The sequence below is a fragment of the Corynebacterium kroppenstedtii genome, from assembly GCF_016894245.1.
In the GTDB taxonomy this organism is placed as follows: domain Bacteria; phylum Actinomycetota; class Actinomycetes; order Mycobacteriales; family Mycobacteriaceae; genus Corynebacterium.
The window spans coordinates 1,022,581-1,047,203 of sequence record NZ_CP069792.1; the positions used below are offsets into that span (position 1 = coordinate 1,022,581).

21 protein-coding genes and 2 pseudogenes are annotated in these 24,623 nt (G+C 58.4%); 16 read left to right on the forward strand and 7 right to left on the reverse strand.

The genetic code is table 11. The features are described 5' to 3' along the window. Positions 1–29 precede the first annotated feature (29 nt). The 15 genes and pseudogenes from I6J23_RS04495 (at position 30) to I6J23_RS04560 (ending at position 17,512) form a co-directional block, all read left to right on the forward strand. Positions 30–1,007 carry a hypothetical protein gene (locus I6J23_RS04495; RefSeq protein WP_204582691.1) on the forward strand — a complete coding sequence of 326 codons (978 nt, stop codon included), beginning with the start codon at positions 30–32 and terminating at the stop codon, positions 1,005–1,007. Between the two features lie 33 nt (positions 1,008–1,040). Further along, entirely contained in the window at positions 1,041–1,496 is a 456-nt protein-coding gene (locus I6J23_RS04500; RefSeq protein WP_204582692.1) for a hypothetical protein, read from the forward strand. Further along, entirely contained in the window at positions 1,487–4,138 is a 2,652-nt protein-coding gene (locus tag I6J23_RS04505) for a heavy metal translocating P-type ATPase (protein WP_204582693.1), read from the forward strand. Before I6J23_RS04500 ends, I6J23_RS04505 begins: the two co-directional genes overlap by 10 nt. 147 nt (positions 4,139–4,285) lie before the next feature. Then, positions 4,286–4,717: pseudogene (locus I6J23_RS10685) on the forward strand (ribonuclease H family protein); the annotation flags it as partial. Between the two features lie 117 nt (positions 4,718–4,834). Continuing rightward, positions 4,835–6,127 carry a glutamate-1-semialdehyde 2,1-aminomutase gene (gene hemL, locus I6J23_RS04510; protein WP_239455033.1) on the forward strand — a complete coding sequence of 431 codons (1,293 nt, stop codon included), beginning with the start codon at positions 4,835–4,837 and terminating at the stop codon, positions 6,125–6,127. A 4-nt stretch (positions 6,128–6,131) separates the two neighbouring features. Then, positions 6,132–6,692 (forward strand): annotated as a pseudogene (locus I6J23_RS04515) (histidine phosphatase family protein); the annotation flags it as partial. A gap of 331 nt (positions 6,693–7,023) precedes the next feature. Then, entirely contained in the window at positions 7,024–7,716 is a 693-nt protein-coding gene (locus I6J23_RS04520; protein WP_412523820.1) for a TlpA disulfide reductase family protein, read from the forward strand. Then, positions 7,716–8,522 carry a cytochrome c biogenesis CcdA family protein gene (locus I6J23_RS04525; RefSeq protein WP_204582696.1) on the forward strand — a complete coding sequence of 269 codons (807 nt, stop codon included), beginning with the start codon at positions 7,716–7,718 and terminating at the stop codon, positions 8,520–8,522. The genes I6J23_RS04520 and I6J23_RS04525 overlap by 1 nt, the downstream gene beginning before the upstream one ends. A gap of 171 nt (positions 8,523–8,693) precedes the next feature. Then, on the forward strand, positions 8,694–10,265 hold the full coding sequence (locus tag I6J23_RS04530) for a cytochrome c biogenesis protein ResB (RefSeq protein WP_204582917.1): 1,572 nt from the start codon (positions 8,694–8,696) through the stop codon (positions 10,263–10,265). Positions 10,266–10,395: 130 nt separating this feature from the next. Beyond that, on the forward strand, positions 10,396–11,565 hold the full coding sequence (ccsB, locus tag I6J23_RS04535) for a c-type cytochrome biogenesis protein CcsB (protein ID WP_204582697.1): 1,170 nt from the start codon (positions 10,396–10,398) through the stop codon (positions 11,563–11,565). Positions 11,566–12,004: 439 nt separating this feature from the next. Further along, on the forward strand, positions 12,005–13,477 hold the full coding sequence (locus tag I6J23_RS04540; RefSeq protein WP_239454996.1) for a dicarboxylate/amino acid:cation symporter: 1,473 nt from the start codon (positions 12,005–12,007) through the stop codon (positions 13,475–13,477). A gap of 61 nt (positions 13,478–13,538) precedes the next feature. Then, positions 13,539–14,570 (forward strand): dTDP-glucose 4,6-dehydratase, encoded by a 1,032-nt coding sequence (rfbB, locus tag I6J23_RS04545; RefSeq protein ID WP_204582698.1) that lies wholly within the window; start codon positions 13,539–13,541, stop codon positions 14,568–14,570. A gap of 411 nt (positions 14,571–14,981) precedes the next feature. Beyond that, positions 14,982–16,313 (forward strand): MFS transporter, encoded by a 1,332-nt coding sequence (locus I6J23_RS04550; protein WP_239455034.1) that lies wholly within the window; start codon positions 14,982–14,984, stop codon positions 16,311–16,313. A gap of 81 nt (positions 16,314–16,394) precedes the next feature. Beyond that, the gene (locus I6J23_RS04555) at positions 16,395–17,108 is read left to right on the forward strand and encodes a dTDP-4-dehydrorhamnose 3,5-epimerase family protein (protein ID WP_204582700.1); all 714 of its coding nucleotides are present in this window, start codon (positions 16,395–16,397) and stop codon (positions 17,106–17,108) included. 95 nt (positions 17,109–17,203) lie between these two features. Next, positions 17,204–17,512, forward strand: a complete 309-nt coding sequence (locus I6J23_RS04560; RefSeq protein ID WP_204087591.1) for a DUF4229 domain-containing protein — start codon at positions 17,204–17,206, stop codon at positions 17,510–17,512. Between the two features lie 12 nt (positions 17,513–17,524). Here the strand turns inward: I6J23_RS04560 and I6J23_RS04565 are convergent, their stop codons facing one another. After that, entirely contained in the window at positions 17,525–18,502 is a 978-nt protein-coding gene (locus I6J23_RS04565) for a 1,4-dihydroxy-2-naphthoate polyprenyltransferase (protein WP_239454997.1), read from the reverse strand. Positions 18,503–18,598: 96 nt separating this feature from the next. Between I6J23_RS04565 and I6J23_RS04570 the strand changes: the two genes are divergently transcribed. Further along, on the forward strand, positions 18,599–19,510 hold the full coding sequence (locus I6J23_RS04570; RefSeq protein WP_239454998.1) for a glycosyltransferase: 912 nt from the start codon (positions 18,599–18,601) through the stop codon (positions 19,508–19,510). Positions 19,511–19,514: 4 nt separating this feature from the next. Here the strand turns inward: I6J23_RS04570 and menE are convergent, their stop codons facing one another. The 6 genes from menE to I6J23_RS04600 form a co-directional block, all read right to left on the reverse strand. Next, positions 19,515–20,783: an o-succinylbenzoate--CoA ligase gene (menE, locus tag I6J23_RS04575; RefSeq protein WP_239454999.1), complete on the reverse strand. Its 1,269-nt coding sequence runs from the start codon at positions 20,781–20,783 to the stop codon at positions 19,515–19,517. A 69-nt stretch (positions 20,784–20,852) separates the two neighbouring features. After that, complete coding sequence (locus tag I6J23_RS04580; RefSeq protein ID WP_204582702.1) at positions 20,853–21,158, reverse strand: hypothetical protein; 306 nt, start codon at positions 21,156–21,158, stop codon at positions 20,853–20,855. 393 nt (positions 21,159–21,551) lie between these two features. Next, on the reverse strand, positions 21,552–21,989 hold the full coding sequence (locus tag I6J23_RS04585; RefSeq protein ID WP_204582703.1) for a DUF3349 domain-containing protein: 438 nt from the start codon (positions 21,987–21,989) through the stop codon (positions 21,552–21,554). A 12-nt stretch (positions 21,990–22,001) separates the two neighbouring features. Then, the gene (locus I6J23_RS04590) at positions 22,002–22,268 is read right to left on the reverse strand and encodes a hypothetical protein (protein ID WP_204582704.1); all 267 of its coding nucleotides are present in this window, start codon (positions 22,266–22,268) and stop codon (positions 22,002–22,004) included. After that, on the reverse strand, positions 22,268–23,467 hold the full coding sequence (locus I6J23_RS04595; protein ID WP_046203206.1) for an inorganic phosphate transporter: 1,200 nt from the start codon (positions 23,465–23,467) through the stop codon (positions 22,268–22,270). Before I6J23_RS04595 ends, I6J23_RS04590 begins: the two co-directional genes overlap by 1 nt. A 98-nt stretch (positions 23,468–23,565) precedes the next feature. Further along, on the reverse strand, positions 23,566–24,543 hold the full coding sequence (locus I6J23_RS04600; RefSeq protein WP_204582705.1) for a 1,4-dihydroxy-2-naphthoyl-CoA synthase: 978 nt from the start codon (positions 24,541–24,543) through the stop codon (positions 23,566–23,568). Positions 24,544–24,623: the final 80 nt, after the last annotated feature.

Here is a 24,623-nt window from a genome sequence, read left to right on the forward strand (position 1 = left end):
TAGTCTGCCACCCCGTATTGGAGGAATTTATGGCTTCACCTGAGCACACACATCCGTCCCCCACGCTGCGAATGGCGTCCGCCCCCGGCGGATCACCCGCACCGGAACCCTCGCCCGCGCCGGGATCCGGGCCTACACCCGGTTCGGGGCCGACGCCAGGCCCGACGCCAGGGCAGCCGACTCCTGCTCCGCCGTCGACACCAGGACAGTCAGGGTCGTCGGGTTTAGGTGAACCAGCCCCAGGAGAACCAGGTGTCAGTGGCGATCCACTTCCCGGAGGTGAACCGGCCCCAGGAGGAGCGCAGAACCCGGGAAACTCCAACCGTGGGTACGGCCCGGACAGTACGGATGGCGGATACAGCCCGGATGACGCGAATCGTGGGTACGGGGTGGCGCCGCAGGCGGTGACCGGGTCTCCGTCGTCGAACAATGACGGTGATAAGAAAACGAAGCCTGAACCACCTCAAGATATTAAGGATGCGCGGACAGCGTGGATGTGGACCGCACTCCTACAAGCAATTCTTGGTGTGCTGACGGGAATTGAAGTCATCGCGAACCCGTCGATTCTGGATAGTGCCATCAAACAGGCTGAAGATACGTATGGCATGTCGGCAGATAATGTCAGTAATTCGGCCATCGCCTCTGTCAGTGGCGTGATGATCGCCGTGTTCTACATCGTCGCTAGCTTGGTCGCAGTTCTCCTGATCAGACAATTCGTGAAGGGAAAGAAGTGGACGCGATTCCTCTTGATCGTGGGATCCGCCTACCTAATTATTAATGGTGTAAGCGGTGCATTCGCGGTGCCGGACGTCGGTTCGAATGTGTTTGTATGGGCAACAGGCTCGCTGGGTATTGTCTCGGCCGTGTTGTCGGCGGTAGGTATTTGGTTTTCTACCCGGCCGCCAGCATCCGATTATCTGCGGGGAACATCCTCTAAGGACGATTCTGGGGACTCTGGAGACTCCGACACTTCCGGTCACTCCGGCGATCGGAACACTCGAAAATAGTACAGAAAAGGTATCGGCACGTAAGGTACAAGTATGCCGATGTCCAGCACCGATAGTGAATCCACCTCCTCATTAGGAGATCAACCACGCCCACCTGCGGTCACGGTAGCCCGGTGGGTGTTTATTATCGCTGCGGTGCTGATGGTTCTGGCCGGCCTGATTTTAGCTAGCGCCAACTACACCGGCCATGAGGACTCTGACTTCATTCACGCGTGGGAACGGAATATGCGAATAGTCGGTATTGCCAATGTTCTTCTGGGGTGTGCCATCGGTTTCGCAGTGGCCCCCATGTCGGCAGGTAGCCGACGTGCCCGGGGCGTGCTGATTGCATTGACGGCCGGCGGAATTGCTCTTAATATCATGGCTTTCGTTATCCACGTCGGCGGTTTTGTCCTAGCCCTCATCGCTGTTCTTCTGGCCATCGCTGTGATGTGTATGGTCCAGCCGTCCGCACGATCGTATTTCGGAGTTCGCTCGCTATGGCAGTAAAAAAATCGGCTGTAGAAGACCAAACGCCAGATAGCTCACCCAAGAAGCCCACACCGGGCGAGCCCACGACAGATTTTCCGCGGCACCGTCGCCCCTATGGTTCCCACTCGGGGAAGTACTCACCCCGTAATAACCGACGCGCGGCGGATGGTTCGCTACTTCCCGCTGACCCGGAGTCCCTGGAAAAGTCTGAAACCGCTATCAAAGCGGCGGTCGACGCTGCCCGCGATCTGGGAGTCGAGCGTCGCCACGCGGGTCTGCTGAATGACGAGGATGAAGAGCAGTCATACCACTCGTTCACCTTGGAGTTGGACGGGCTTGAGGACGCCGTCCACGCGGGTGATATCGAAAAGATGCTCTCGGATGTCGACGGTGTGACTGCCCGCATTGTCTACGGAAACCCGTCAACGGCATGGATTTCTGCACCGAGTTCGATGTCGGTGGATCACATCATTTCGATCCTCCAGGCCAGCGGCGTGAGTGCCGTCAAAAAATTGGGGTCAGTGTACCGTCAGGTCATTGAATCCGAGGCCGAGAAGGAAAGAAGAGAACGGAAGCGACGTCGGCATCGTCGGCACAACGAGTCGTTCTTGTCTCGCCATCCATTCCGGGTGAAGAAACCGGACAACATGGAGGCGCTGTTTACCGCGCGCGCTTTAATCACGAAGCTTCGGCTTATTGTGGCGGTGGCGCTGTCGGTGCCGGTCGTCGCCATCGCCCTTTTCCCGCGGCTTCAGTTTCCGTACTGGCAGTGGGTGTCGGCGGGATTGGCGTTGCCCGTCGTGTCCTACTGCGCGTGGCCCTTCCACCGGGCAGCCGTCGGCGGTCTTCGCAGAAAGATGGCCGCGCTTGATTCTGCAACATCACTGGCCGTGACCGTCGCATATGTGTGGTCTGTGGGCACCGTCGTTTTTATGCGGCCGCAGGGTGATTGGACGTCGGCACCCAAATGGCTTGTCTTCCAGCACCAACCGCAAGTCTTTTTCGACGTCGCTTGTGGAGCAACCACCCTGGTTCTTCTGGGGCGGCTACTGTCACGACGCAATCGCTTGCACAGCATGGAGCTACTGTCCACACACAACGTGGATTCGGGGATGATGGTCACCGTCATTCGTCGGACTGCCGATGGGCCACGGAAGCAGTCTGTCAGCGCAGCAGAGCTCCACCCTGGTGAGGACATTCTGGTCGGGCCGGGCGACATTATTCCCGTCGACGGAGTTGTTGTTGGCGGATCGTCGTTAATTAGTCCGGGGCCGGTGTCGGGGCACAGTAACCGAACCGTCGTCAAGGTTAATTCCCATATTTACGCTGGTGGGCGCAATATGGGGGATACTCTCAAGATCCGTGTCGATCGGTCCGGACATACGACGCGTCTGGCGGCCATGCACCGTTGGGTCGAGGAGTGCGATTATGCGGAGCATATGGCGACCCGCACCGCGACCCGGTCAGCATCGCTCCTTGTCCCCTGGGCGATAGTGCTGGCCGTGATGTGCTTCCTGAACTGGTTCCTCATTATGAAGGACGCGGCGGGTGCCCTGGCGACAAGTTTGGCGGTGCTCACGGGAGTGGGGCCGGTGTCCCTGGCTATCTCCACGACGTTGGCCTCGCGGTTAGGACTGGCCCGAGCGATTAGCCGTGGCATCTTATTCCGCGACGAGCAAGTGATGTGGGATCTGGGCGAATGTGACATGCTGCTTTTCAACCGCGTCGGTACGTTGACCACCGGAAACATGAAAGTGGAGAGCGTGACTGCGGCGGAAGGCGAAAACGCTGACTTGATCCTTCGTGTGGCGGGTGCCCTGGCCATGGAGAGCGATCATGGGGTCTCTCGTGCATTGGTGAAAGCTGCCCGTGAATCTCGTGACCTGGGAGCCGGAGGGAACAGTGTTCCTCACTGGATTGAGGTGACGGGCGAGCAGATCACCGACAACGGGTCCTTTATCGGCACCGTGGATATTCCGATTCGCGGCGAGATGAGTTCTGTGAAAGCTGCGCTATGGCGGCCCCGCGACTTGTCTGAACTGAAAGATGATCGCCTTGCAATGGCGGCGATCTCTGGTGGCACCCCCTTGGTGGTGTCCTGGAAGAACAAGAACCGTGGCGTTATTACCGTGATCGACGCGACGAAGGACGACGCGGCGGAGGCCATCGAGCAGCTGGAAGATATGGGTATTGAGACGGGAATGTTATCCCGTGATACCTACCCAGTGGCCAAGAAATCCGCGGATAGTTTGGGCATGAGCTTGGTTCTGGCCGGGATCGCGCCATCGCGTAAAGGGGCGGCCGTGCGATCCATGCACCGCGAAGGCTACAGCGTCGCCCTCGTTGGTGACCGCGACTTGATGAAGTACCTGGCGGTGGCCGACGTCGGGATTCTCGTCGGTGCTGCAGATTGCTTGGACACGGTTGATGCGTCGGTCGTTATCCTTCGCGACGAGGTGCGCGCCGTTCCTGACGCGGTGAACTTGGCGACGAAGGTGCGGCGTGTTGGTAAGGGCAATATGAATTTTTCGCGTGCATATAACACCTTTGCGCTGGTGGGCGGGGCGTTGTCAATTATTAACCCCTTGGTGTCTACGTTCTTGATGCTTTTGGGCTCAACCGTGATTGAGATGCGCACCCTGACGTTGCGGCGGGCGTAGCGCTTGGGGGTCGCGCTTGGAGGCATCGCCGCGTCAGCTGTGTGAGGTGTGGGCTGCGCGGAATGGTGTGTAACCCGCGTCGCCGCGTTGGCCGTGAATAACGGCACTTATGGTCCTGTGTCCTAGGTGCCGTTTACACTGAGCGTCATGACAATTACGGCTGCGGTTGATGGATCGGCGATTGGAAATCCAGGCCCGTCGGGGTGGGCCTGGTACATTGATGACGCTCATTGGGCTGCTGGGGGATGGGCACACGGAACGAATAACAAGGGCGAGCTTGAGGCTGTCCGTCAGTTGTTACGTGTAACCGAATATATGTGCGATAGAGATGGCATTCCGGAGAAATTGGAGATTTTCTGCGACTCTCAGTACGTCATTAATTCGGTAACCAAGTGGGTTCATGGGTGGAAGAAAAAAGGCTGGAAAACGTCGAATGGGAAACCCGTCCTGAACCTGGAGCAAATCAAGGAGATCGACGAACTGCTTACACGTCGTCGAAAGAACGGGGCTGAGGTGACATTCCGGTGGGTTAAGGGACACGCTGGGCATGAACTCAACGAGGCTGCTGATAGCTGCGCGAATGCGGCAGCGATGGCGTATAAGCGTCGGCAAGAACCAGCGCGGGGGCCGGGGTATTCGTGTAAGGTGACGTCCTCCACCGATGAGTGTGGGCAGTTAGCGGTGGAGTTCCCTACCATGAAAACTATGACTCGTAGTAGTGATTTATTCTCACAAGCTCGTGAATTAATCCCGGGTGGGGTGAATTCCCCGGTGCGGGCATTCGGCTCCGTGGGGGGTACGCCACTGTTCATTGACTCCGCGAGGGGGAGCCACCTGCGGGATGTCGATGGAAATGAGTACGTGGATTTAGTGTCATCGTGGGGTCCGATGCTGCACGGCAACGCCCATCCCGCGATTGTGGAGGCCGTCCAGGAAGCGGCGACGAAGGGCTTATCGTTCGGCGCACCCACTGCTGCAGAAAATAGCCTGGCTAAGGAAATTATCGACCGCACCGCAGTGGACGAAGTACGTATGGTCAACTCCGGGACCGAGGCAACCATGTCCGCGGTGCGGTTGGCGCGCGGCTTCACCGGCCGGTCAACGGTCGTGAAGTTTGCGGGGTGCTATCACGGGCACGTCGATTCCCTCCTGGTCTCGGCGGGCAGTGGTGTGGCGACCTTCGGTTTGCCGGATTCACCAGGCGTGACCCAGAGTGACACCATCGTGGTTCCCTACAACGATCTCGACGCGGTTCGTGACGCCTTCGAGCAACACCCCGACGACATCGCCTGCGTGATTGCGGAGGCTGCGGCCGGGAATATGGGGACCGTCGCGCCCCATGAGGGTTTCAATGCCGGACTTAAGGACATCGCCCACGAGTATGGTGCTCTTCTTATTCTCGACGAGGTCATGACGGGTTTCCGCACATCGCATGAGGGCTGGTACGGCGTCGATGGTGTGGCGGGCGACCTCGTCACCTTCGGCAAAGTTGTCTCGGGCGGGCTGCCGGCTGCAGCATTTGGTGGCCGACGCGACATCATGTCGTACCTTGCGCCGGAGGGCCCTGTGTACCAGGCGGGGACTTTGTCGGGCAACCCCGTAGCGATGGCTGCTGGGTTAGCGTCATTGCGTCTGGCAGATGAGAAGTGTTACGCGACGATCCGCGCGAATGCTGACCGGTTGGAGAACTTGCTGCACGAGGCTCTGGAGCGTGAGGGCGTTGCCCACCACATCCAGCGCGCGTCGACGTTCCTGTCGGTGCGGTTTGCCGAGGGTGAGGGGCATAATTTCGCGGATATGCAAGCCGCGGACACGTTCCGTTACGCCCCGTTCTTCCACGAGCTGTTAGACAATGGTGTGTACACGGCTCCGTCGCCGTTTGAGACCTGGTTTGTATCTACAGCGTTGACCGACGAAGATTTCTCTCGCATTGAATCTGCATTGCGTCCTGCCGCGAAGGCGGCCGCAGCGGCCACCAAGGAGGGCTAAGTACGTGTCCACGATTGTCCACCTCGTCCGTCATGGCGAGGTCTTCAACCCGGATCGCATTCTGTATGGCCGCTTACCCGGCTATCACTTGAGCGATCGTGGACGCGTCATGGCGTCGATGTGTGCTCGCGCCTTCAGGGATCATGATGTGACAGTGGTGAAAGCATCGCCTTTGGTGCGCGCTCAGGAAACTGCCGAGCCCTTCAAGAAGGTGACCGGTGTGGATATCGAGATTGATGATGACCTCATCGAGGCTGGAAATGAGCTAGAAGGGCACCGGATCAAGGGATGGCGCTCCCAGCTGTGGAACCCTAAATTGTGGCATCACCTGACAGAACCGATGCAGCCCAGTTGGGGCGAGCCCTACCAGGACATTTGTGACCGGATGTGGATTGCAGTCGGACGAGCGCGTGAAGAAGCTCGTGGCCACGAGGCTGTGCTGGTTTCCCACCAGCTTCCTATCGTGATGCTGCAGCGTGATTACGCTGGCAAAGCGTTGGCCCATAATCCGGCGGTTCGTCAGTGTTCACTGGCCAGCGTGACCAGCCTTATTTTCGACGATGACGATGCTGCGCTGGCGGGTTCCGCTGCGCAGGTGGGCAACCCCGCGCAGGTCAGCTCGGTCGCACAAGTGGGCGCGCCGGGTGCGACACGTGAAACGACGTCGCGTGCGTCGGCGGATGCTCGTGCGGCGGACAAGGCCTCGAGGATTCGTGCCCAAGTGAGTGATGTGGTCTATAGCGAGCCAGCACATGGCGTATAGGTCCGGCACGTGGCGTATAGGTGATGACGATATGGGCCGAAGTCAGTGTGAGGTGGTGTGAGTGATGAAGAAGACGACATCCGCTAGCCCAAAGGTGGCTGCCTACGGTGGCCGGCCGGCGCGTACGCACAGAATGATCCATCGTCATGCTTGGGCGCGATCCGTACGTCACACTGTAGTGTCGGCACTTGTGGCCTGTGCCGTGGCTGCGGTGGGGGCTACCACACTGACCGCCTGCGGTTCTGACGAAACGGCTGGTAAAGACGCGGTCGCCGTCGGCGGAAATTTCAGCTTCGTCTCCCCGGGTGGCCAGTTGGTCATTAAGTACGACCAGAAAGATCGCAAGCCAGTAAAAGACCTATCCGGTTCGTCGTTAATGGAGCCGGATAAGACAATTAAGTTGTCGGATTTCGATAACCAAATCGTGGTGCTGAACGCCTGGGGGCAGTGGTGTGCCCCGTGCCGCACTGAGGTCGATGACCTGCAAGAAATTCAGGATGACCTGCAAAAAGGGCCGGGGAACGGGGCTGACGGTTCGGATGATTCCGGCACGTCGAAAAGCAAACCAGCCGGCACTGTTCTCGGGATCAACGTCCGTGATTTCAACAAGCAGGCCGCGCAGGATTTCGTCAAAGATAACGACATCACCTACCCGAGCATCTACGATCCCTCGTTCAAATCTGCTATCTCTCTAGGCGGAATCCCCGCATCCGTCGTGCCGACGACGATTGTCCTCGATAAACAGCACCGGCCAGCGGCGGTATTCCTCCGCGAAGTCAATGTGAAGGAAATCATGGACGTTGTGAACACCCTGGAGAAGGAATAATGATCCCCGCCCAGGTTCATGTTGATGTCGGTTCCGCTTTTGCGAACACCGCCGCGTCGGGCCCGCTACTCCTTGCGTTAGGCGCTGCCGCGCTGGCAGGCCTTGTCTCTTTCGCAAGCCCATGCGTCATCCCGCTGGTGCCTGGCTATATTTCCTACCTTGCCGGTGTCGTCGGCGCGGAAAGTGACATCACAGCCGAGGGGACAAAAGTTCGCTCACACCGTGGTCGCGTGGCTGGGGCTGCGCTGCTTTTCGTCGCCGGTTTTACGGTGGTCTTCGTTTTAGCGACGGCATCCATCTTTGGCGCTATCTCCGCCCTCCAGATGAATAACGAGCTTCTCCAACGCGTCGGGGGCGTCGTCACCATTGTGATGGGCGTCGTATTCCTGGGGTTCATACCGTTTCTGCAGAATGAACGCCGTATGGCTCCGAAGCATTGGTCCACGTTGATGGGGGCTCCGCTTCTGGGGGCGGTGTTCGCCCTCGGGTGGACGCCATGTTTAGGCCCCACTCTCGCCGGGATTATTAGCATTGCTGCGGGAACCGAAGGGACGACGGCCCTGCGCGGAGTTACCCTCATCATCTTCTACTGCTTGGGGCTGGGGTTACCCTTCGTCATTGTGGCATTGGGCTCCTCCAAAGCGTTATCGAGCGTATCGTGGTTGCGTCGCCACAGTCGCGGGGTTCAAATCGCCGGTGGCGTCGCCTTGATCGTCGTAGGGATTGCCCTGGTCACAGGCCAATGGGCGGTCTTTGTGTCGTGGATCCGGCAGTGGGCAGTGACCAGCACGGTGACACCCATCTAGATCCTTAGCCCACGACCGTGGTTGGGCCCGGCCGATGATCGGATTCGGTGGACGCACTTCACCATTGATCTGCCGCATAGACCATAATCGGATAGCAAAAGAAAGGCAGACGATTTGGCGCGCAAACAATTTTCTTCACTGTGGCGTATCCCCTGGCGCTGGTTGACCAGCATGCGGACCGCGCTGATTTTGCTATTCCTCCTGGCCCTCGGCGCAATCCCAGGGGCCATCCTTCCGCAGCGCTCCCTTAACCAAGAGAAAGTAGACACCTACATCGCCGACAACGGCAAGCTCGGGCAGATCTACGACAAGCTCCAGCTCTTCGACGTCTTCTCCTCCACGTGGTTCACCGCCATCTACGTCCTGCTGTTCATATCACTAGTAGGCTGCATCATCCCCCGCACATGGGAACACTACACAGCGATGCGCTCCCAGCCCGTCCGAGCGCCCAAAAACCTCAACCGGCTGCCCCATTACCGCGCCCGCACCATCCCAGCCAGCGATTTTTCCGACACCGACACCTTCGCGCGCACCCACATCACCCCGCGGTTCAAAAAATGGCACACGCGTGAAACGTCGGCACATGACGATCGCGCCGGGCAATGGTCGTTCAGCGCGGAACGCGGATACGCCCGCGAATTCTGCAACCTGGTTTTTCACATCGGTCTCACCGTCATGCTGGTTTTCATCGCGGCCGGACGCCTCATGTATTACGAAGGCCAGGTCATCGTCATCGCCGGTAATGAGAACTCGCAGTTCTGCAACTCAGCCGTCGCTAATTTCGATTCCTTCCGCCACGGGGCTCTTGTCGACGGAACGCGACTGTCCCCATACTGCCTGCAGATCGAGGACTTCAAAGCGGACTACTTATCCAACGGACAGGCGAAAATGTTTACGTCCGACATTCGGTACGCCGCGAAGGACGACGTCGATAAGCCCACGTCGGAGTGGACAAAGTACACGCTGAAGGTCAACCACCCGTTGCGGATCGCTGGTGACCGCGTGTACCTGCAGGGACATGGTTATGCGCCGTCGTTCACGGTCAAGTGGCCCGACGGCGAGACGCGCACCGGAGAGATTCAATGGCAGCCGACCGACATGACGAACTTCTTGTCGGCCGGTGCGATGCGGTTCGACCCGCCTGCGGGGATGTATCCTGACCTGCAAGAACGACGGAAAAACCAGTTAGCGATCCAGGGCATGTATGCGCCGACGGCCGTATTTACCGGCGAAAACAACAATGTGCTCTCGGCATCGCGCTTTCCCACGCAGGATGATGAGGCTGTTGCGATCGACGTGTTCCGCGGCGATGCCGGATTGGATACGGGCGTGGGGCAGAGCATATTCACCCTGGACACGAGCCTGATCCACCAGGGGCTTTTGTCGAAAATTGATCGCGTGAATCTGCGAAAAGGCGAGAAAACCACCCTTAACGACGGGACTGAAATCACCTTTAATGGCGCAAAGCCGTTCGTGAACCTGCAGGTCAGCCACGATCCGACGCAGGGATACCTGCTGGGAATCACGCTTATCATGCTCGCCGGGTTGGTTGGGTCCGTGTCTATTAAACGGCGACGCATGTGGGTGCGCGTCACACCGCAAGACGACAGCAGCGCGCTTGTCGAGACCGCCGGGCTTGCACGTACGGACAGGGCCGGATGGGGCCGGGAGTTTAGCAAATATGCCCGGGCTATCCTGCAGGAACCAGACGACGATGAATACGAGGATGACGAGGAGGATTGATGATAATTGATGGGGACGATTGATGGCGATTATTCATGAGCGGGCCGTGGCGTGCGTCCTGGGCGTATGGCGTGTTTATTGCTCCAAAGTGTGACGTGGAATAGCCTGGGCACAGATCAAGAGGAGAACTATGCCGGTTAATAAGACTCTCGCCTCGTTTTCAGACTTTTCGTTCAAAGTGGCTTTCGCCGTGTACGTCATCGGGCTGATCGTGATGTTGGCCTATTACGTGCGCGAGCGGATGCTTCAAGAGGCATATGAGGACGCTAGTCGTCGTGAGGAAAGCCAGTCCGGAAACCAGTCTGTAGGCCAGGGTGCCTCGGACAAGGAGCTGGTTGGAGCTAGCGCGACGAAATCGGGTGTTGCCTCGGAGGCGTCGGAATCCGGTACCAGCTCACACGTCGACGTCGGATCGGTGGCGTCGGCCTCTTCTGCTGGTTCGTCGCGTAGTGGTGGTTCGTCGCGGGCCGCCTCATTGTGGGGGCGCGTTGCCCACGACCGGCCGGTCATGAGCCAAGCTGAACTCGACGCTCGCCAAGACAGTGTTGATCGCTTGGGGACGTTCGGACAGGGCGTCATTTTCCTCGGGCTGCTGTTCCATGCGGCGTGCGTCATTTTGCGCGGGTTGTCGGCGCACCGCTTCCCGTGGGGCAATTTGTACGAATATGTCGCCTTGGTGTCGCTGGTCGCGATGATCGTCGCCACGGTGGTCCTGACTAAGCGCGAGAACCGCATCATGTGGCCCTGGGTGCTAACTCCCGTGGTTGCGCTGCTGTTCTATGGCGGCATGAAGCTGTACGCGGCATCGGCACCGGTGGTACCCGCGTTGCAGTCATACTGGTTCCCGATTCACGTATCGACGGTGTCCATTGGTGCTGGTTTCGGCCTGATATCCGGAATGTGTAGCTTGGCGTACATCGTGAGGATGTTTCAGCCGGTGGGGCAAGAGCATGGTTTCATGGGAAAAATCGCGGGACCACTGCCGAGTGCCAAAAGACTTGACCGGCTGGCATACCGCACAGCCGTCGTGGCGTTCCCGATTTTCGGGCTCGGCGTGATTTTTGGCGCGATCTGGGCTGAATCGGCGTGGGGGCGCTTCTGGAACTGGGACCCCAAGGAGACCATGTCGTTCGTCACGTGGATCTTGTACGCAGCTTATCTGCATGCTCGAGCAACGACGGGGTGGAAAGACCAGCGAGCAGCGTGGATCAACGTGGTTGCCTTCGGAATTATGGTGTTCAATCTGTTCTTCATCAACCTCGTAGTATCCGGGCTGCACTCGTACGCCGGGTTGAATTAGTTCCGCGGGATTGAGGAAGCCTCTAGGCGAATATGCAGGGGTGAAACGCGCCCAAGAGGGGTAGGTAGCTCGGTGTGAACCAAAACTGCGGGGGTATATCTGACCTGGTGGGGAAAAGTGCGGGGGGATATGGTCAATTTTTGGCCATTTTTCACCCATATACCCCCGCAGTTTTTTCCGATGACCATATACCCCCGCAGAATTAGAGAAATCGGCCGACACGAGCGTCGCTAGGAATTAGTAATCCTCATTTCCCACAGGCATGAGGCCAATGGTCTCCGGTTTTCCAGCAGACCTGGATCTTCGAGAGGTCTTGGGCGGTAACCAACTCCTTCGATTATTTCCAGGAAGTTAAATCACGGGCGAGGCTTTGGAAAAGGGGCCGACCTCCTAATAATCTCATTGGGGATAAAAGGTCACATGAAGAGGAAGATCCCTTATGCCCAAGTCGGTCCCACCTGAGCAGCCAGCGAACGAACCCCCTATGGAGGGATCGGCAGAGAATAGTTCCCGCCCGGCCAGCACAGCTCAACCATCTGCGACAACGCGGGCGCCGCACGGCGAGACGAACGGGACCAGCGCGACTAAGGGGGCCACGGAAAACGACGCGGCCAACAAGGCCAGCACCCCAGAGGACACCACCACCCACCCTAAAAAGTCCATCGGCCAGCGCATTCGCGGTAACCTTTTGTGGCAGATCATCATCGCCATCATCGCGGGCATCGTCTGTTCGTTGTTTTTCCCTGATTGGCTTGCCCGCGTGTTCGTCACGTACAACAGCCTGTTCAGCAACTTCTTGAGCTTCTTCATCCCGGTGCTCATTTTCGCGCTGATCACCCCGGCGATCTCCGGCCTAGGCCGCGGCGCCGGCAAGTGGCTAGCGATTACAACGGGCGTCGCGTACGGCTCGACTATTTTCTCGGGCCTGATCGCCTTTGGCACGGCGTCGGTAGTGTATCCGTGGTTGCTGAAGGGCGACGATCTTTTTAAGGCAAAAACTGTCGACGACGGTGCGCTAAAGCCGTTCTTCGAAATTGAGATGAAGCCACCGTTCGAGGTGATGACGGCCCTCCTGCTGGCGTTCACCATCGGCGTGGCCATGACGGCGGTGAAGAGCGACACGCTGTACGCGGGCGCGAAGGACCTCGAGCGCGTGATTATGCGCGTGATCAGCAAGTTCGTGATCCCCCTGTTGCCGCCGTTCATTTTCGGCATGTTCTTGTCGATGGGCATGAACGGCAATTTGACGAACACGCTGGTGTCGTTTGCCAAGGTCATCGTGCTGGCCATCGCGATGACGGGGGTTTTACTGCTGTTGCAGTTTTCGGTGACCGGGGGGATCGCGAAGGTCAACCCGTGGCGCGCGTTCAAGAACATGATCCCGGCGTATATCACCGCGCTGGGGACGTCCTCGTCGGCTGCGACCATCCCGGTCACGTACGAGTGCTCGAAGAAGAATGGCGTGAATCCGACGGTCGCCGGTTTCACGGTGCCGTTGTGTGCGACAATTCACCTGGCTGGGTCGATGATGAAGATTTCGCTGTTCGCGTTCGCGATTGTGCAGATGGCGAACATCGACACGACGCCGGCGAAAATGATCGGCTTCGTGCTGATGCTGGGCATCACGATGATCGCCGCGCCGGGCGTGCCGGGGGGCGCGATTATGGCGGCGTCGGGGTTGCTCTCGTCGATGCTGGGCTTTTCTGATTCTGAGGTTGCGATCATGATTGCGGCGTATATCGCGATCGACTCCTTTGGTACGGCGTGCAATGTTACTGGCGACGGTGCCATCGCTCTGATTATCAACCGCATGGTGGGGGATAAGGGCATTAGCCGCAAGGAGCTCGAGGATACTCCGACGTATGAGGATGCAATTGCGGAAGCGGAGGCTCGCGAAGCTGCAATGCAGTAGCCGCGCCGGACGCTAGCCCATCCTGACCACTTGGGCCGGGCGCTGAGGTACGGTGTTTGCCATGCGCACTGTCTTGGTTACCGGCGGGGCTGGTTTCATCGGCTCGAATTTTGTCCATTACACGCGGGCGCACTATCCCAACGTGAAGATCGTCGTCCTCGACGCGTTGACCTACGCCGGTAATCCGGAGAGCTTAAATCCCGACGCCACAGACTCCACCGACCTCTGCGAACTGGTCGTCGGCGACGTGTGTGACCAGCCACTCGTCGACAAGCTGGTGAAGTCGGCAGATCAAGTTGTGCACTTCGCCGCGGAAAGCCACAACGATAACTCTCTGCGGGATCCGGCGCCGTTCCTCACAACCAATATCGAGGGTACGGTGACAGTGGCGTCAGCGTGCGTGAAGTATGACGTTCCGCTCCACCACATTTCGACGGACGAGGTGTTCGGGGATCTTCCGATCGGTTCGGGTGAGCGCTTCACGGAGAGGTCGCCGTATCGCCCGTCGTCGCCATATTCGGCGTCGAAGGCGTCGGCGGATCATATGGTCCGCGCGTGGGTGCGCAGTTTCGGGCTGAAGGCCACGATTTCGAATTGTTCGAATAACTACGGGCCCCGGCAGCACCCGGAGAAGCTCATCCCGCGGCAGATCATCGGGCTGATTGGCGGGCGGCGGCCGCGCGTGTATGGCACGGGCGAGAATGTGCGCGATTGGATCCATGTGGACGATCACAACAGTGCCGTGTGGACCATTATCGACGCTGCCCGGCGCGATCCGGCGCTGTACGGCCGCACGTTCCTCATCGGCGCCGATGGGGAGCGGTCCAACTTGGAGATCGTGGGGGATCTTCTCGAGGCATTTGGCCGGTCGCGTGATGATTTTGTGCATGTCACGGATCGGCCGGGCCATGATCGTCGGTACGCGATCGACCCGACGCGGCTCCGCACGGAGCTGGGGTGGGAGCCAACTCATTCTCTTGCCGACGGTTTGCGCGAGACGATTGAGTGGTATCGGAGCAATCACACGTGGTGGGAGGTTGCCGCCAAGGCTGCTGAGGAAAAGTATGCGCTCACCGAGAGGGAGGTCGGGTAGGCCGGGCGCGACCAGGTATTTCGTGGCACCTTGTCCTGTGCGCCGCGCGAAGGTAATTAACAACCCTAATTAGGGTGATATTTTGTTAATACTTTGTTTCCTTCGTTTAGGTAGCGCATCTTCCGTGCTAGATGTATTAATACCATTCTTGTGAGGGGCAAGGAGTTTAACGGTCACCATAAAGCTGAGTCTTTTGAAAATGATGTGAGCATAGTGCCATCCCCTTTTTCAAGGGACTTTTGTGCTTTGTAAACAGCCCTGTGGAGAATCCGTGCTTAGCCTCCTCAGTAGCGTGTTGTCATACTTTTTCTAGTGAGGTAACCACTTAATGAGCTTATTGTTTGGCAGTTCGGATTCGAATAAGGACTGCTGTCCACCCCCCCCCGTATTCAATGAGAATTACGGAGCGTGATGAATAAGCTATCGTTTAAATCAACTTTATCGCTCCTCTTTTTAGCCGCATTAATCTCTGGAATAGGCGACGGGCTGATTCCTATTGCTTTTGCGCTTCAGGCCCACCGAGTAGATTCTTCCGGTCGAGGCTTGACGATGGTGCTCATTGCTTTATGGTCAGGCCGATTTATCAGTTCCGTGGTAGTGCGCAAACTGCTGCCGCCAATTCGTCCTGTGGGCTGGATGTTAAGTAGCGACTTTGTTCGTTTACTGGCTCAGTGGGGGCTAGTTGCCTGGGTGCTCGTCCAGGGTGATTCGATTGCCTCGTTTGCCGTCTCAAGTTTCGTGTACGGATGCGCCTCCTCATTTTTTACCCCGGCTCGCTTCGGGTTACTGGCGCTGTTGTTCACGGATTCGCAGCGCACGCGCGTCAACGGGACCTTGTCGATCCTCGGTGATGTTTTATATATCGCCGGTCCACTAATCGGCACCGCAGCCGTGATCACATTGGGTTTTCGCACGGTACTACTTATCGACGGAGCTACGTTTCTGATAGCAATGCTGTTCGTATTGCCATTCTTTAAAGTGCGCAGAAATTCGGCGACCGACGATGCTCCCGGAACTGATGAAGCTGAGGAAGCTCCACAGGCTTCCCATGCTGACCCCGCTGACAACGTTGACCTTGCCAACAATGCCGACTCCGCAAGCACCGACGCAGCGTCGGCTCAAACCAAGGTAAACAGCGCAAAAAAGCCCACCGCGGTGTTGCCCCGCTGGGTGCAGGTGGGGCTCGGTACATGGCTGGTGGCCTCCCTTGTCAACGGTTTCCTCGGCAGCGCTGGCCCGACGTGGATCATGAACTCGTTCGACGAGAAGATGTGGGGCTTCATGGCTACTGCCCTGGCTATCGGTTCCCTGCTAGGTTCAGCCGCGACGATTTTAAGGAAACTGGATCGAGTCCGTTTCACAACTTTGCAATTCCTAATGTTGCTGTTTTTGGCCGGGCAGTTATTGGCGCTGGCTTTCTCTCCAGTGTTTATTGTGATCGCCCTGGTCGGTGCGGTTGCATCTTTGCTCATGACTTCTGCAGGCGTGTCTTGGGACTCGTTGGGGCAGTCCCTAGGAAAAGACGAACTTGTGCATCAGTTTGCTACGAAAGACCAGCTGGTTTTCACTGCTGGGACCCCGCTGGGCATGGTCTTGTTCGCCGCGCTCTCGGGTCATCCACACATGTCCGCGCTCATCCTGTCTGTCCTCTTGGTAGCAGCGGCGATTGTCAGTTGCTTGCCGATAGCACGCTCGCCGCGCGTGGCGGACGTGACGGATGACCCATCTGCACTGGGCACATAAAACCGGCACCCAATCCGCCAAGCCACCACCCGGCACCCATGCCGCCCGCGCTCACGTCGCCACGCCACTAGGCTGGTGAGCATGACGTCCCGACTCGAAGTTCAGGAACCCGACCAGCACGCAACGTACGTCGCCACCCCGATCCCGGGAGTGTTCATCTTTTATCCCACTGTTCACGTTGATCAGAGGGGTAGTTTCCACGAGTGGTACAAGGCGGATGATTTCGCCGAGGCCCTCGGCTACCCGTTCTTCCCGGAGCAGGCGAATATGAGTGTGTCGGCCCGCGGCGTCGTGCGCGGCATCCACCTGGCCGAGGTCCCACCGGGTCAGGCGAAGATGGTGACCTGTCCCGCGGGGGCACTCAGCGACATCATTGTGGACCTGCGCAAGGGTTCCAGCACTTATGGCAAGCACATCGTCGTCCCGCTCAACCAGGACAATCACGCCGTGGTGTATCTCCCCGTAGGCATCGGGCACGGGTTTGTCGCGCACGAGGACGATACGGTCGCCACGTATCTGACTAGCACCGCGTACGATCCCTCGCGCGAGTTCGGGGTGCGGATAACGGATCCCGCCCTTGGCATTGATTGCCAGTCGCTTCTCAACTCCGACGAGTCCTCAGAGCAGAACTCCGCCACAGTCGACCCGATTTTTTCAGAGAAGGATCGCGTCGCTCCTCTGCTTGCCGACGTTGACGACCGGCTTCCCACCTGGGAGGACTGTAAACATTTCGAGGACGAATTACGTAACGGGTGGGCATTAGCGAACAGCGAAGCCGGCGTCGACACGGAGTAAAACGACGTTTAATTGCCGACGGTAACCGCGCGATGAATAACGTCGAGTCGAGTCTAGTTGACCTCGCGCCGGGCTGAACCGCTAGTCTGGCATACGTGAATGAGGACACGACGCAGCCAACCGAGAAACCGACCCGCCCGTGGAAGGATATTCTGCTGTATGGGCTGGCCCGGCTGTTATTGTTCTTCGTCTTAACGGTGGTGATAGCGTACGGCGCTTACCTGGTGGGAGCGCCGATGCCTCTCATGATTAGCGCCCTTCTGGCTTTGATTGTGGCGCTGCCGCTGTCCATGTTTTTGTTCAAAGGGCTGCGTAGGCGTGTGACAACAGAAATGGCCACGTGGAATGAACAACGCCGCGCCCACAAGGAATACATCAAGAGCCAGTTAGAAGACCGGGAATAGGAATTAACGCATCTACCCCAACCAGAGCGCGAGTGTGGTGGCAAGGGCCCACACCACCATGGCGCGCCCGGTCATTCCCAGCACAGGAATGAGGCCTTTCCCCTCTGCGTGAGAAACAATCGGCCGCGCAGCCAGGCCTAGAATCGGTGCTGCTACCAGCCCAATCAGGGCCCAAGGTGTAGCAATAAAGGCCAGCAGTACCGACGCCACAACAGGCATGGCCGCGAGTATGCACCACAGGGTTCGGCTCCCTCGGTCTCCTAGTCGCACGGCGAGGGTAATCTTGCCCGTGGCCTCGTCGCTGGGTATGTCGCGTAGGTTATTTGCCAGGTTCACCGCCGCAGAGACCGAGCCGATGGCGACCGCAATTGCTAGTCCTGCCCAGGTAACGTGATCGGCTTGTGTGTATTGCGTACCTAATACGGCGACCAGCCCGAAGAAGACGAAGACGGCCACTTCGCCCAATCCCCGGTAGCCGTAGGGGTGTTTGCCGCCGGTGTAGAACCATGCGGCCACGACGCAGGCAGCGCCTACCAGGATCAGCCACCAGTGCCCACTGATTGCACATAACACCAGGCCAGCCAGGCCCGCAATGCCGAACGCCACAAAAGCTGCGTGCTTGACGCCATAGGGCTGCACCAGCCCCGATGCGGTCAACCGGAATGGCCCGGAGCGGTCGTCGTCGGTACCCCGGATCCCGTCCGAGTAGTCATTGGCATAATTCACCCCAATAACCAGGAACCAGCCAACGATCGCCGCAAGGATCGCTCGTATTATCGACGCTTGCCCCGTGAGCGCTGCGGCCCCCGTGCCTGCGATGACGGGGGCAAAGCCGTTGGCCCAGGTGTGCGGGCGAGCGGCCTCGAGCCAATCATGGGCGGTCACAGTGCGTGGAGGGGTACGTCGTGACGATGAGTGGCCGTCGAACTCGGGGCCGTTATTGGAGGGCGATGAGTCCGGTGTGCTGGGCTGGTCAGGAGTGTGGGGCATGGTTCTATTGTGACGCATCGCGGGCTTGAGGAGGAGAGCCGGGTAGGCTCGTGTGTCGGGAATTTTTCGTTTCATACCGCCATGGAAGGATTATGCGTGCAGCAGGTCATTTATTTTTTAGGCCAAGTGGTCAGTTTTTTCCTGACGCTCGCCCGGCTGATTCCGCTGCGCGTTCACAATGAGTTCGACGGTAAGCTGATTCCGCAATCCGGCCCGGTGACCATTTCGGTGACCACCCACGGCCCGCGGTTGAATAAAGTGTGGTACACCCTGGAGTCGCTGGCTCGTGGGACAGTGTCGGCCCCCATTGTGTTGTGGCTTGATAAGGAAGACTACGAGCGGCCGTTGCCGGAGCGGCTCCAGCGGCTGGTGGACCGCGGCCTGCAGATTCGCTGTTCAGATGGCAGCTTTGGACCTCACACGAAATATTGGCCGGTGTTCCGCGAGCGAGTGACGTCGGCACGCGACTCGGCGGCGTCGGATTCGGCCAGCCAGGATTTACTGTCGTTGCGGGTCGCCACGGCCGATGATGACATTATTTATCCGGAATGGTGGCTGGAGCGTCTGCTGGAGTGCGCGGATGTGAGCCCGCATGATGTGATCGCCTACCGGGCCCACCGGGTGTGTGTGAAGAAGGGGGCTTTGGCACCTTATGCGCGCTGGCCTGCGGTGAAGACGTGCAGGGCATCGATTGCGAATATGGCGACGGGCGTGTCGGGGGTTTTGTATCCGTTGCCGTTTATGGAGTTCGTGGTGGATCAGGGCGATTCTTTCCGACGCCTCGCTCCCAAGGCCGACGATATTTGGCTCCACGCGTGCGCGGTGCGGTCGGGCACAAAAGTCAGGCAAGTTTTCGGTCAACAGCGAAATTTCGCGGTTGTCCCGACGACGCAGTTCAACGCGGCTCTAGTCGTCCGCAATGTGTGGATGGGCGGCAATGATGTGCAGGCCAGCCGCGTGTACACCGATGACGACATCGCGGCCCTGAAGCAAGCTAGTGCATGTTAACGAGTTAGTGTTGCGCGGCACTGAGTATCTGCCGCAGTGCGTGGCGGTCGGTTTTACCTGGTCCGCGCAGTGGAATCTGCCTAACTACCGCAGTTGAGGTGGGTAAGGCATATGAGGGAAGGTTGAGCTGCCCTCTAATTTGTCGCGTTTCTTCGCGGTCGAGGAAGTACGGAGAGGTGGCGTGCGGTTGTTCGATCACTAGGCACACGCTTTCTCCCCATTCCGCCGAGGGGATTCCCAGTACAGCGCAATCGCTATAACCCGCCCGCCGAGCTGCGGATTCGACGATTTCCGGCAGGACTTTCAGACCTCCCGTATTGATGGCCTGGTCGTACCGTCCCAGAATCTCTAGCTTTTCATTGTGGATAGTTCCGATGTCATCCGTCACAAACCAGCCATCGACAAAAGGATTGGCGTTCCCCACGTGCTCCCCCGACGGTGCAACGTGAGTCGATGATCCGAAAAGGTCTTCAGCGTTGCGGTATCCTGCAGCCAAGGTCGGCCCGCCGAGAAGTACGCGGCCCTCGCCGGAAGGCCCGAGAGGCTGGATTTTTACTGACGTACCTGGCAGGGGTTTTCCGTCGTACACCATCCCACCGGCGGTTTCTGAGGATCCGTAGGTGGTGATTATCGTCCACCCCACATTTGCGCACGCTCGACGCAGCGCAGGGCTTAGCGGTGCGCCGCCGACGAGGATGCCGTCCAATCGCCCGACCGCCTCACTAATCGTTGACGGGGAGTAGCTACCTGTGTCCCGCTTAGGTTTGAGTGCCTGGATTAGCCGTCTGACCTGGGTCGGAACCAGGGAGCAGTATCGTCGTGGCCCGGTCATATGATGTATCGCGTCGACAAACGCCGCTGGTGTAAACGGCTGGGCGACGTCCATGAGCACTGGTTCATAGCCCGCTGCTAAGGATCGTAAGAGGACTTGTAGCCCGGCGACGTGGTCGGGGGGTAGGGCGAGTAGCCATTGTCCAGGGCCGCCGAGGACTTTTTCGGTTGCCGACGCCGACGCCGCGAGCGCGGCTGCGCTGAGCTGAGCTCCTTTGGGAACCCCGGTTGATCCTGATGTGGACAGGATGACTGCGATGGTGGCGTCGATAGGTGCGCCAGCTCGCATGACGTCGTGGAGGAGCGTGGCCCGATGTGGGTCATTCGCTGGGAGGGGAAGGAGTGAAGCTTCACCGCGTAAAGCTTGTTCTAGCTGGGGATATAGCTCGGCAACTGTGGTGTTTGTTGGGATGGGTAGTGGTACCAGTGGCCGAGTGTTCACGGTGAGGAAGTGTAGTGAAGGGCATAAGAAGACCCAGCCACCGGGGTGAGCCAGTGGCTGGGTGAAGTGTTAGTCGGCGATGAAACCGAGGCTATCAAGCGTTACGAAGATGGTATGGATCTCTTCGCGTGATGCTTTGCGCTGGTGAACAGCGTAGAAAGCCTGCGCTGCATCTGCAGCCGTTGATGGAATGTGCCCTTCGGTGACGAGGAGATTGACCACGTCGGCGGTCTTCGTCTTGGTAACGGGCTCAGCAAGTGCAACCGCTGAACGGCCGTTATGCTCCGAATGTGCACGGCCAACGACGTCCACAGGGGTGAATTGTTGGTCGCTAATGCGAAGCCAGTTGATGAAACGCATGATGCTGCTTGCCATTTTTCTTCCCCTCCTTTATGGGGTCGTATGCGGGTTCCCAAAGTGTGGTACGCGAGCCTCTTTATCCGGCGTTACCGGCCCAAATGCTTCTTGGTGGCGTCCGCTTAAACCGTCGCTTGAAGGTATCAAGTGAAGCTGTCAGCTAAGACTTCCGGTTGGAACTGTCGGGTGAAGGTGCCCTACGTCTGAAATTAGATAAAATGCACACTAGTTGAAATTGTTGGGGTAGTCAAGCATTGACTACACCCTCAAATTTCCTAGGAAAATCCTGTCACTGTGATAGGCAAAAATGACTTTCCAGCGCCTCCACCTGTGGGGTGAGCCGAGTTTCCGTCTCGTAGGCATCGTGTCGTAGGTAATGAGCCTCAGGCACCGGGTCTGGGGAATCTGCCCCTAAGCACCAGCGACGTCAAAGCCTCCATCACGAAGTTTTGTCCTTACTCGAACAAGATCATCCTCGGTCGGCGTTTGGGACATCGTCGTCTCAATGTACCGATTAATTTCCTGCTCGGTTATAGGTTCTCCCTGGTCACGGTGAACATCCTGCTTAGCGACGATGGTCGCAGCTATTCGGTCGATATCCTCTTCTCTCAGATCTTGTTTGAGGACATACATGATTGCACCGGCGTCACCGTCGGGCACAGCTGCTGGATATCCAATGCGTAACCATTCAATGAAACGTAGTAACCAGTTTTTATGTTCCAGCTCTCGTTGTTCGTCGATGGCCCGTTGGGTTGCCTCTGAAAACGTCCCAGACGCAGCCGGTTCGTTGTTGGTGGTGGATCTTCGGTTCGGGGTGGATTCTGAGGTGGGGTGTGAACCAGTGCTCATCTCTAGGGTCCTTTAGTGTCCGCCGGACGTGCCGTAAATGTTGATACCTGTGTAGTGAGCGATCGTTGCGTTGGTGATCCATAGGACGCCAGCGATGATGACTGCCAGGCATAGCGCGTAGATCACCCAAGCCAAAATGTGGCTTATTCCCTTACTGTGTTGTCCTTCAGCAGAGCCGGCAGCATCGAGGCGAACACCGAGGGAGAACAGTGTGGGGAGCCCGGCTCCTAAAACCAGTGCGACAACGAGAACGGTGAGGAGTGAATGGAGGGTAGACATTACCGAGCGACCTTTCGCTCTTCAGCGGGGATAACGGAGTTGGAGTCTTCATCCCACTCTGCGTTGACATTGTGGGATGACACTTTGTTCTTTCGGGACTGCTGATAGATGTAGCCAGCCAAGGTCACCAGGATGGCGAAAGCTGCTATAACGCCGATGAAGTCGGTGGTGGCTAGGCCGACAAGATGTGCCACCAACCATGTCAGGGCGCCGACGACAGCGGCACAGGGGAGAGTGATGACCCAGGCGGTCGCCATGCGGCCGGCCACTCCCCAGCGGACTTCAGCGCCACGACGTCCTAGGCCTGTACCCAGGATTGATCCGGTCGCGACGTGCGTCGTCGATAAGGCCATGCCGGCGTGTGAGGAAGTAAGAATAATTGCAGCTGAAGAGGCTTCTGCCGCCATGCCCTGCGGAGAGTCGATTTCGACGAGCCCCTTGCCTAAGGTACGGATCACTCGCCAGCCACCGGTGTAGGTGCCCAAGGCGATGGCGGAGGCACATGCCGCGATGATCCATAGAGGCATGTGGGTGTCGGCATCGATTTCGCCGTACGCGACCAGGGCCAAGAAGATGACACCCATCGTTTTCTGAGCGTCACCAGTGCCGTGAGCAAGCGACACGAGCGAGGCTGTTGCGATCTGTCCGATGCGGAAGTGATTGTTCTTGTTGTGTTCCTCGACGCTATCGGTGATGCGGTAAATCAGCCAGGTGCCGCACGCGGACACCACGCCGGCGACGAAGGGCGCGGCCAATGCGGGGATGATGATCTTGCCGAGGATGTTTGCCCAGGCCACGCCACCGATTCCCAGGGAGACAAACGCGGCCCCGATCAGCCCGCCGAAAAGGGCGTGAGAGGAGCTGGAGGGGATCCCGAGCAGCCAGGTCAGCAGGTTCCATACGATTCCGCCGATAAGGCCTGCAAAGACGACAAGAAGAAGTTTGTGCGCGTCGGTATCGCTATCGAGGTTGAACTGATCGAGATTGACGATCCCTTTACCGACTGTTTTTGCCACCTCGACGGAGAGGAATGCGCCGATGAGGTTGAGAATCGCTGACAATGTGACTGCTACTTTTGGTGTGAGAGCACCGGTGGCAATGGACGTCGCCATTGCATTTGCGGTGTCGTGAAAACCATTTGTGAAGTCGAACGCGAGCGCGGTAGCGATCACTATGACGAGGATGATCAGTTCGGTCACAGCGAAAGTATCCTCCCCGGACTATGTAGCAGCCAAACTGTGGCGGCAGCGTTAAGATTCCGTTAACTTTCCGGGGGTAGCTAATGGGGGAGGTTCGGTCAGTAATAGTAAGGGAACTCGTCCCACCGCGGAGGTCGCTTCTCAAGGAAGGAGTTTCTCCCTTCCAGCGCTTCGTCGGTCATATAGGCCAATCGCGTGGCCTCTCCGGCGAACACTTGCTGCCCCATGAGGCCATCGTCGGCAAGATTGAAGGCAAACTTCAGCATCCGCTGTGCGGTCGGAGACTTGGAATTGATCGCGCGCGCCCACTCGATGGCAACATTCTCCAGCTCAGCGTGGTCGACGACCTCATTAACGGCGCCCATCCGGTGCATAGTCTCGGCATCGTAGGTCCGGCCGAGGAAGAAGATCTCGCGCGCAAACTTTTGCCCGACCTGCTGGGCCAGGTACGCAGAGCCGTAACCCGCGTCAAACGACCCCACGTCGGCGTCGGTCTGCTTGAATAACCCGTGCTCGCGCGAGGCTAACGTGAGATCACAGACTACGTGCAGGGAATGCCCGCCACCGGCCGCCCAACCATTGACCAGCGCGATAACAACCTTCGGCATCGTGCGTATCAGCCGCTGGACCTCAAGAATGTGGAGCCGCCCGCCCTCTGCTTGGGCACGAGCAGTATCGACGCCCGACGCGTCGGCGTGCTCGACATCAGAATTGTGCTCGGTGGCGTACTGGTACCCGGAGCGGCCGCGAATGCGCTGATCTCCGCCCGAGCAGAACGCCCACCCACCGTCCTTCGGCGACGGACCATTGCCCGTTAACAAAACAGTGCCGACGTCGGGACTGCGGCGCGCATGGTCGAGCGCTTGGTACAACTCATCGACGGTATGGGGGCGGAAAGCATTGCGTACTTCTGGCCGATCGAAAGCGATCCGGACGATACCGTCGGCGCGCTCGGTTCCGACGTGGCGGTGATACGTGATGTCGGTGAGATCGGTGAATCCGGGAACTGGCTTCCATAGCTCGGGGTTGAACGGCTGGCCAGTATCGGAACGGTTGGCGGAGTGTTCATCTGACATACCGATGAGGATACTGACAATCAGCACACGCGTGGCCATGGCGGCCCACGCGTCGCTATGGCGACGTGGTTATGTCCGGT

Excerpts from the sequence above, each read along its gene's own strand:
- I6J23_RS04590 (WP_204582704.1), bottom strand. The coding sequence starts at position 22,268 with ATGTCTACCCTCCATTCACTCCTCACCGTTCTCGTTGTCGCACTGGTT.
- I6J23_RS04550 (WP_239455034.1), top strand. The coding sequence starts at position 14,982 with ATGAATAAGCTATCGTTTAAATCAACTTTATCGCTCCTCTTTTTAGCC.
- I6J23_RS04555 (WP_204582700.1), top strand. The coding sequence starts at position 16,395 with ATGACGTCCCGACTCGAAGTTCAGGAACCCGACCAGCACGCAACGTAC.
- hemL (WP_239455033.1), top strand. The coding sequence starts at position 4,835 with ATGAAAACTATGACTCGTAGTAGTGATTTATTCTCACAAGCTCGTGAA.
- I6J23_RS04505 (WP_204582693.1), top strand. The coding sequence starts at position 1,487 with ATGGCAGTAAAAAAATCGGCTGTAGAAGACCAAACGCCAGATAGCTCA.
- I6J23_RS04530 (WP_204582917.1), top strand. The coding sequence starts at position 8,694 with ATGCGGACCGCGCTGATTTTGCTATTCCTCCTGGCCCTCGGCGCAATC.
- I6J23_RS04565 (WP_239454997.1), bottom strand. The coding sequence starts at position 18,502 with ATGCCCCACACTCCTGACCAGCCCAGCACACCGGACTCATCGCCCTCC.
- I6J23_RS04585 (WP_204582703.1), bottom strand. The coding sequence starts at position 21,989 with ATGAGCACTGGTTCACACCCCACCTCAGAATCCACCCCGAACCGAAGA.
- I6J23_RS04520 (WP_412523820.1), top strand. The coding sequence starts at position 7,024 with ATGATCCATCGTCATGCTTGGGCGCGATCCGTACGTCACACTGTAGTG.
- I6J23_RS04500 (WP_204582692.1), top strand. The coding sequence starts at position 1,041 with ATGCCGATGTCCAGCACCGATAGTGAATCCACCTCCTCATTAGGAGAT.
- I6J23_RS04495 (WP_204582691.1), top strand. The coding sequence starts at position 30 with ATGGCTTCACCTGAGCACACACATCCGTCCCCCACGCTGCGAATGGCG.
- ccsB (WP_204582697.1), top strand. The coding sequence starts at position 10,396 with ATGCCGGTTAATAAGACTCTCGCCTCGTTTTCAGACTTTTCGTTCAAA.
- rfbB (WP_204582698.1), top strand. The coding sequence starts at position 13,539 with ATGCGCACTGTCTTGGTTACCGGCGGGGCTGGTTTCATCGGCTCGAAT.
- I6J23_RS04525 (WP_204582696.1), top strand. The coding sequence starts at position 7,716 with ATGATCCCCGCCCAGGTTCATGTTGATGTCGGTTCCGCTTTTGCGAAC.
- I6J23_RS04600 (WP_204582705.1), bottom strand. The coding sequence starts at position 24,543 with ATGTCAGATGAACACTCCGCCAACCGTTCCGATACTGGCCAGCCGTTC.
- I6J23_RS04540 (WP_239454996.1), top strand. The coding sequence starts at position 12,005 with ATGCCCAAGTCGGTCCCACCTGAGCAGCCAGCGAACGAACCCCCTATG.
- I6J23_RS04580 (WP_204582702.1), bottom strand. The coding sequence starts at position 21,158 with ATGGCAAGCAGCATCATGCGTTTCATCAACTGGCTTCGCATTAGCGAC.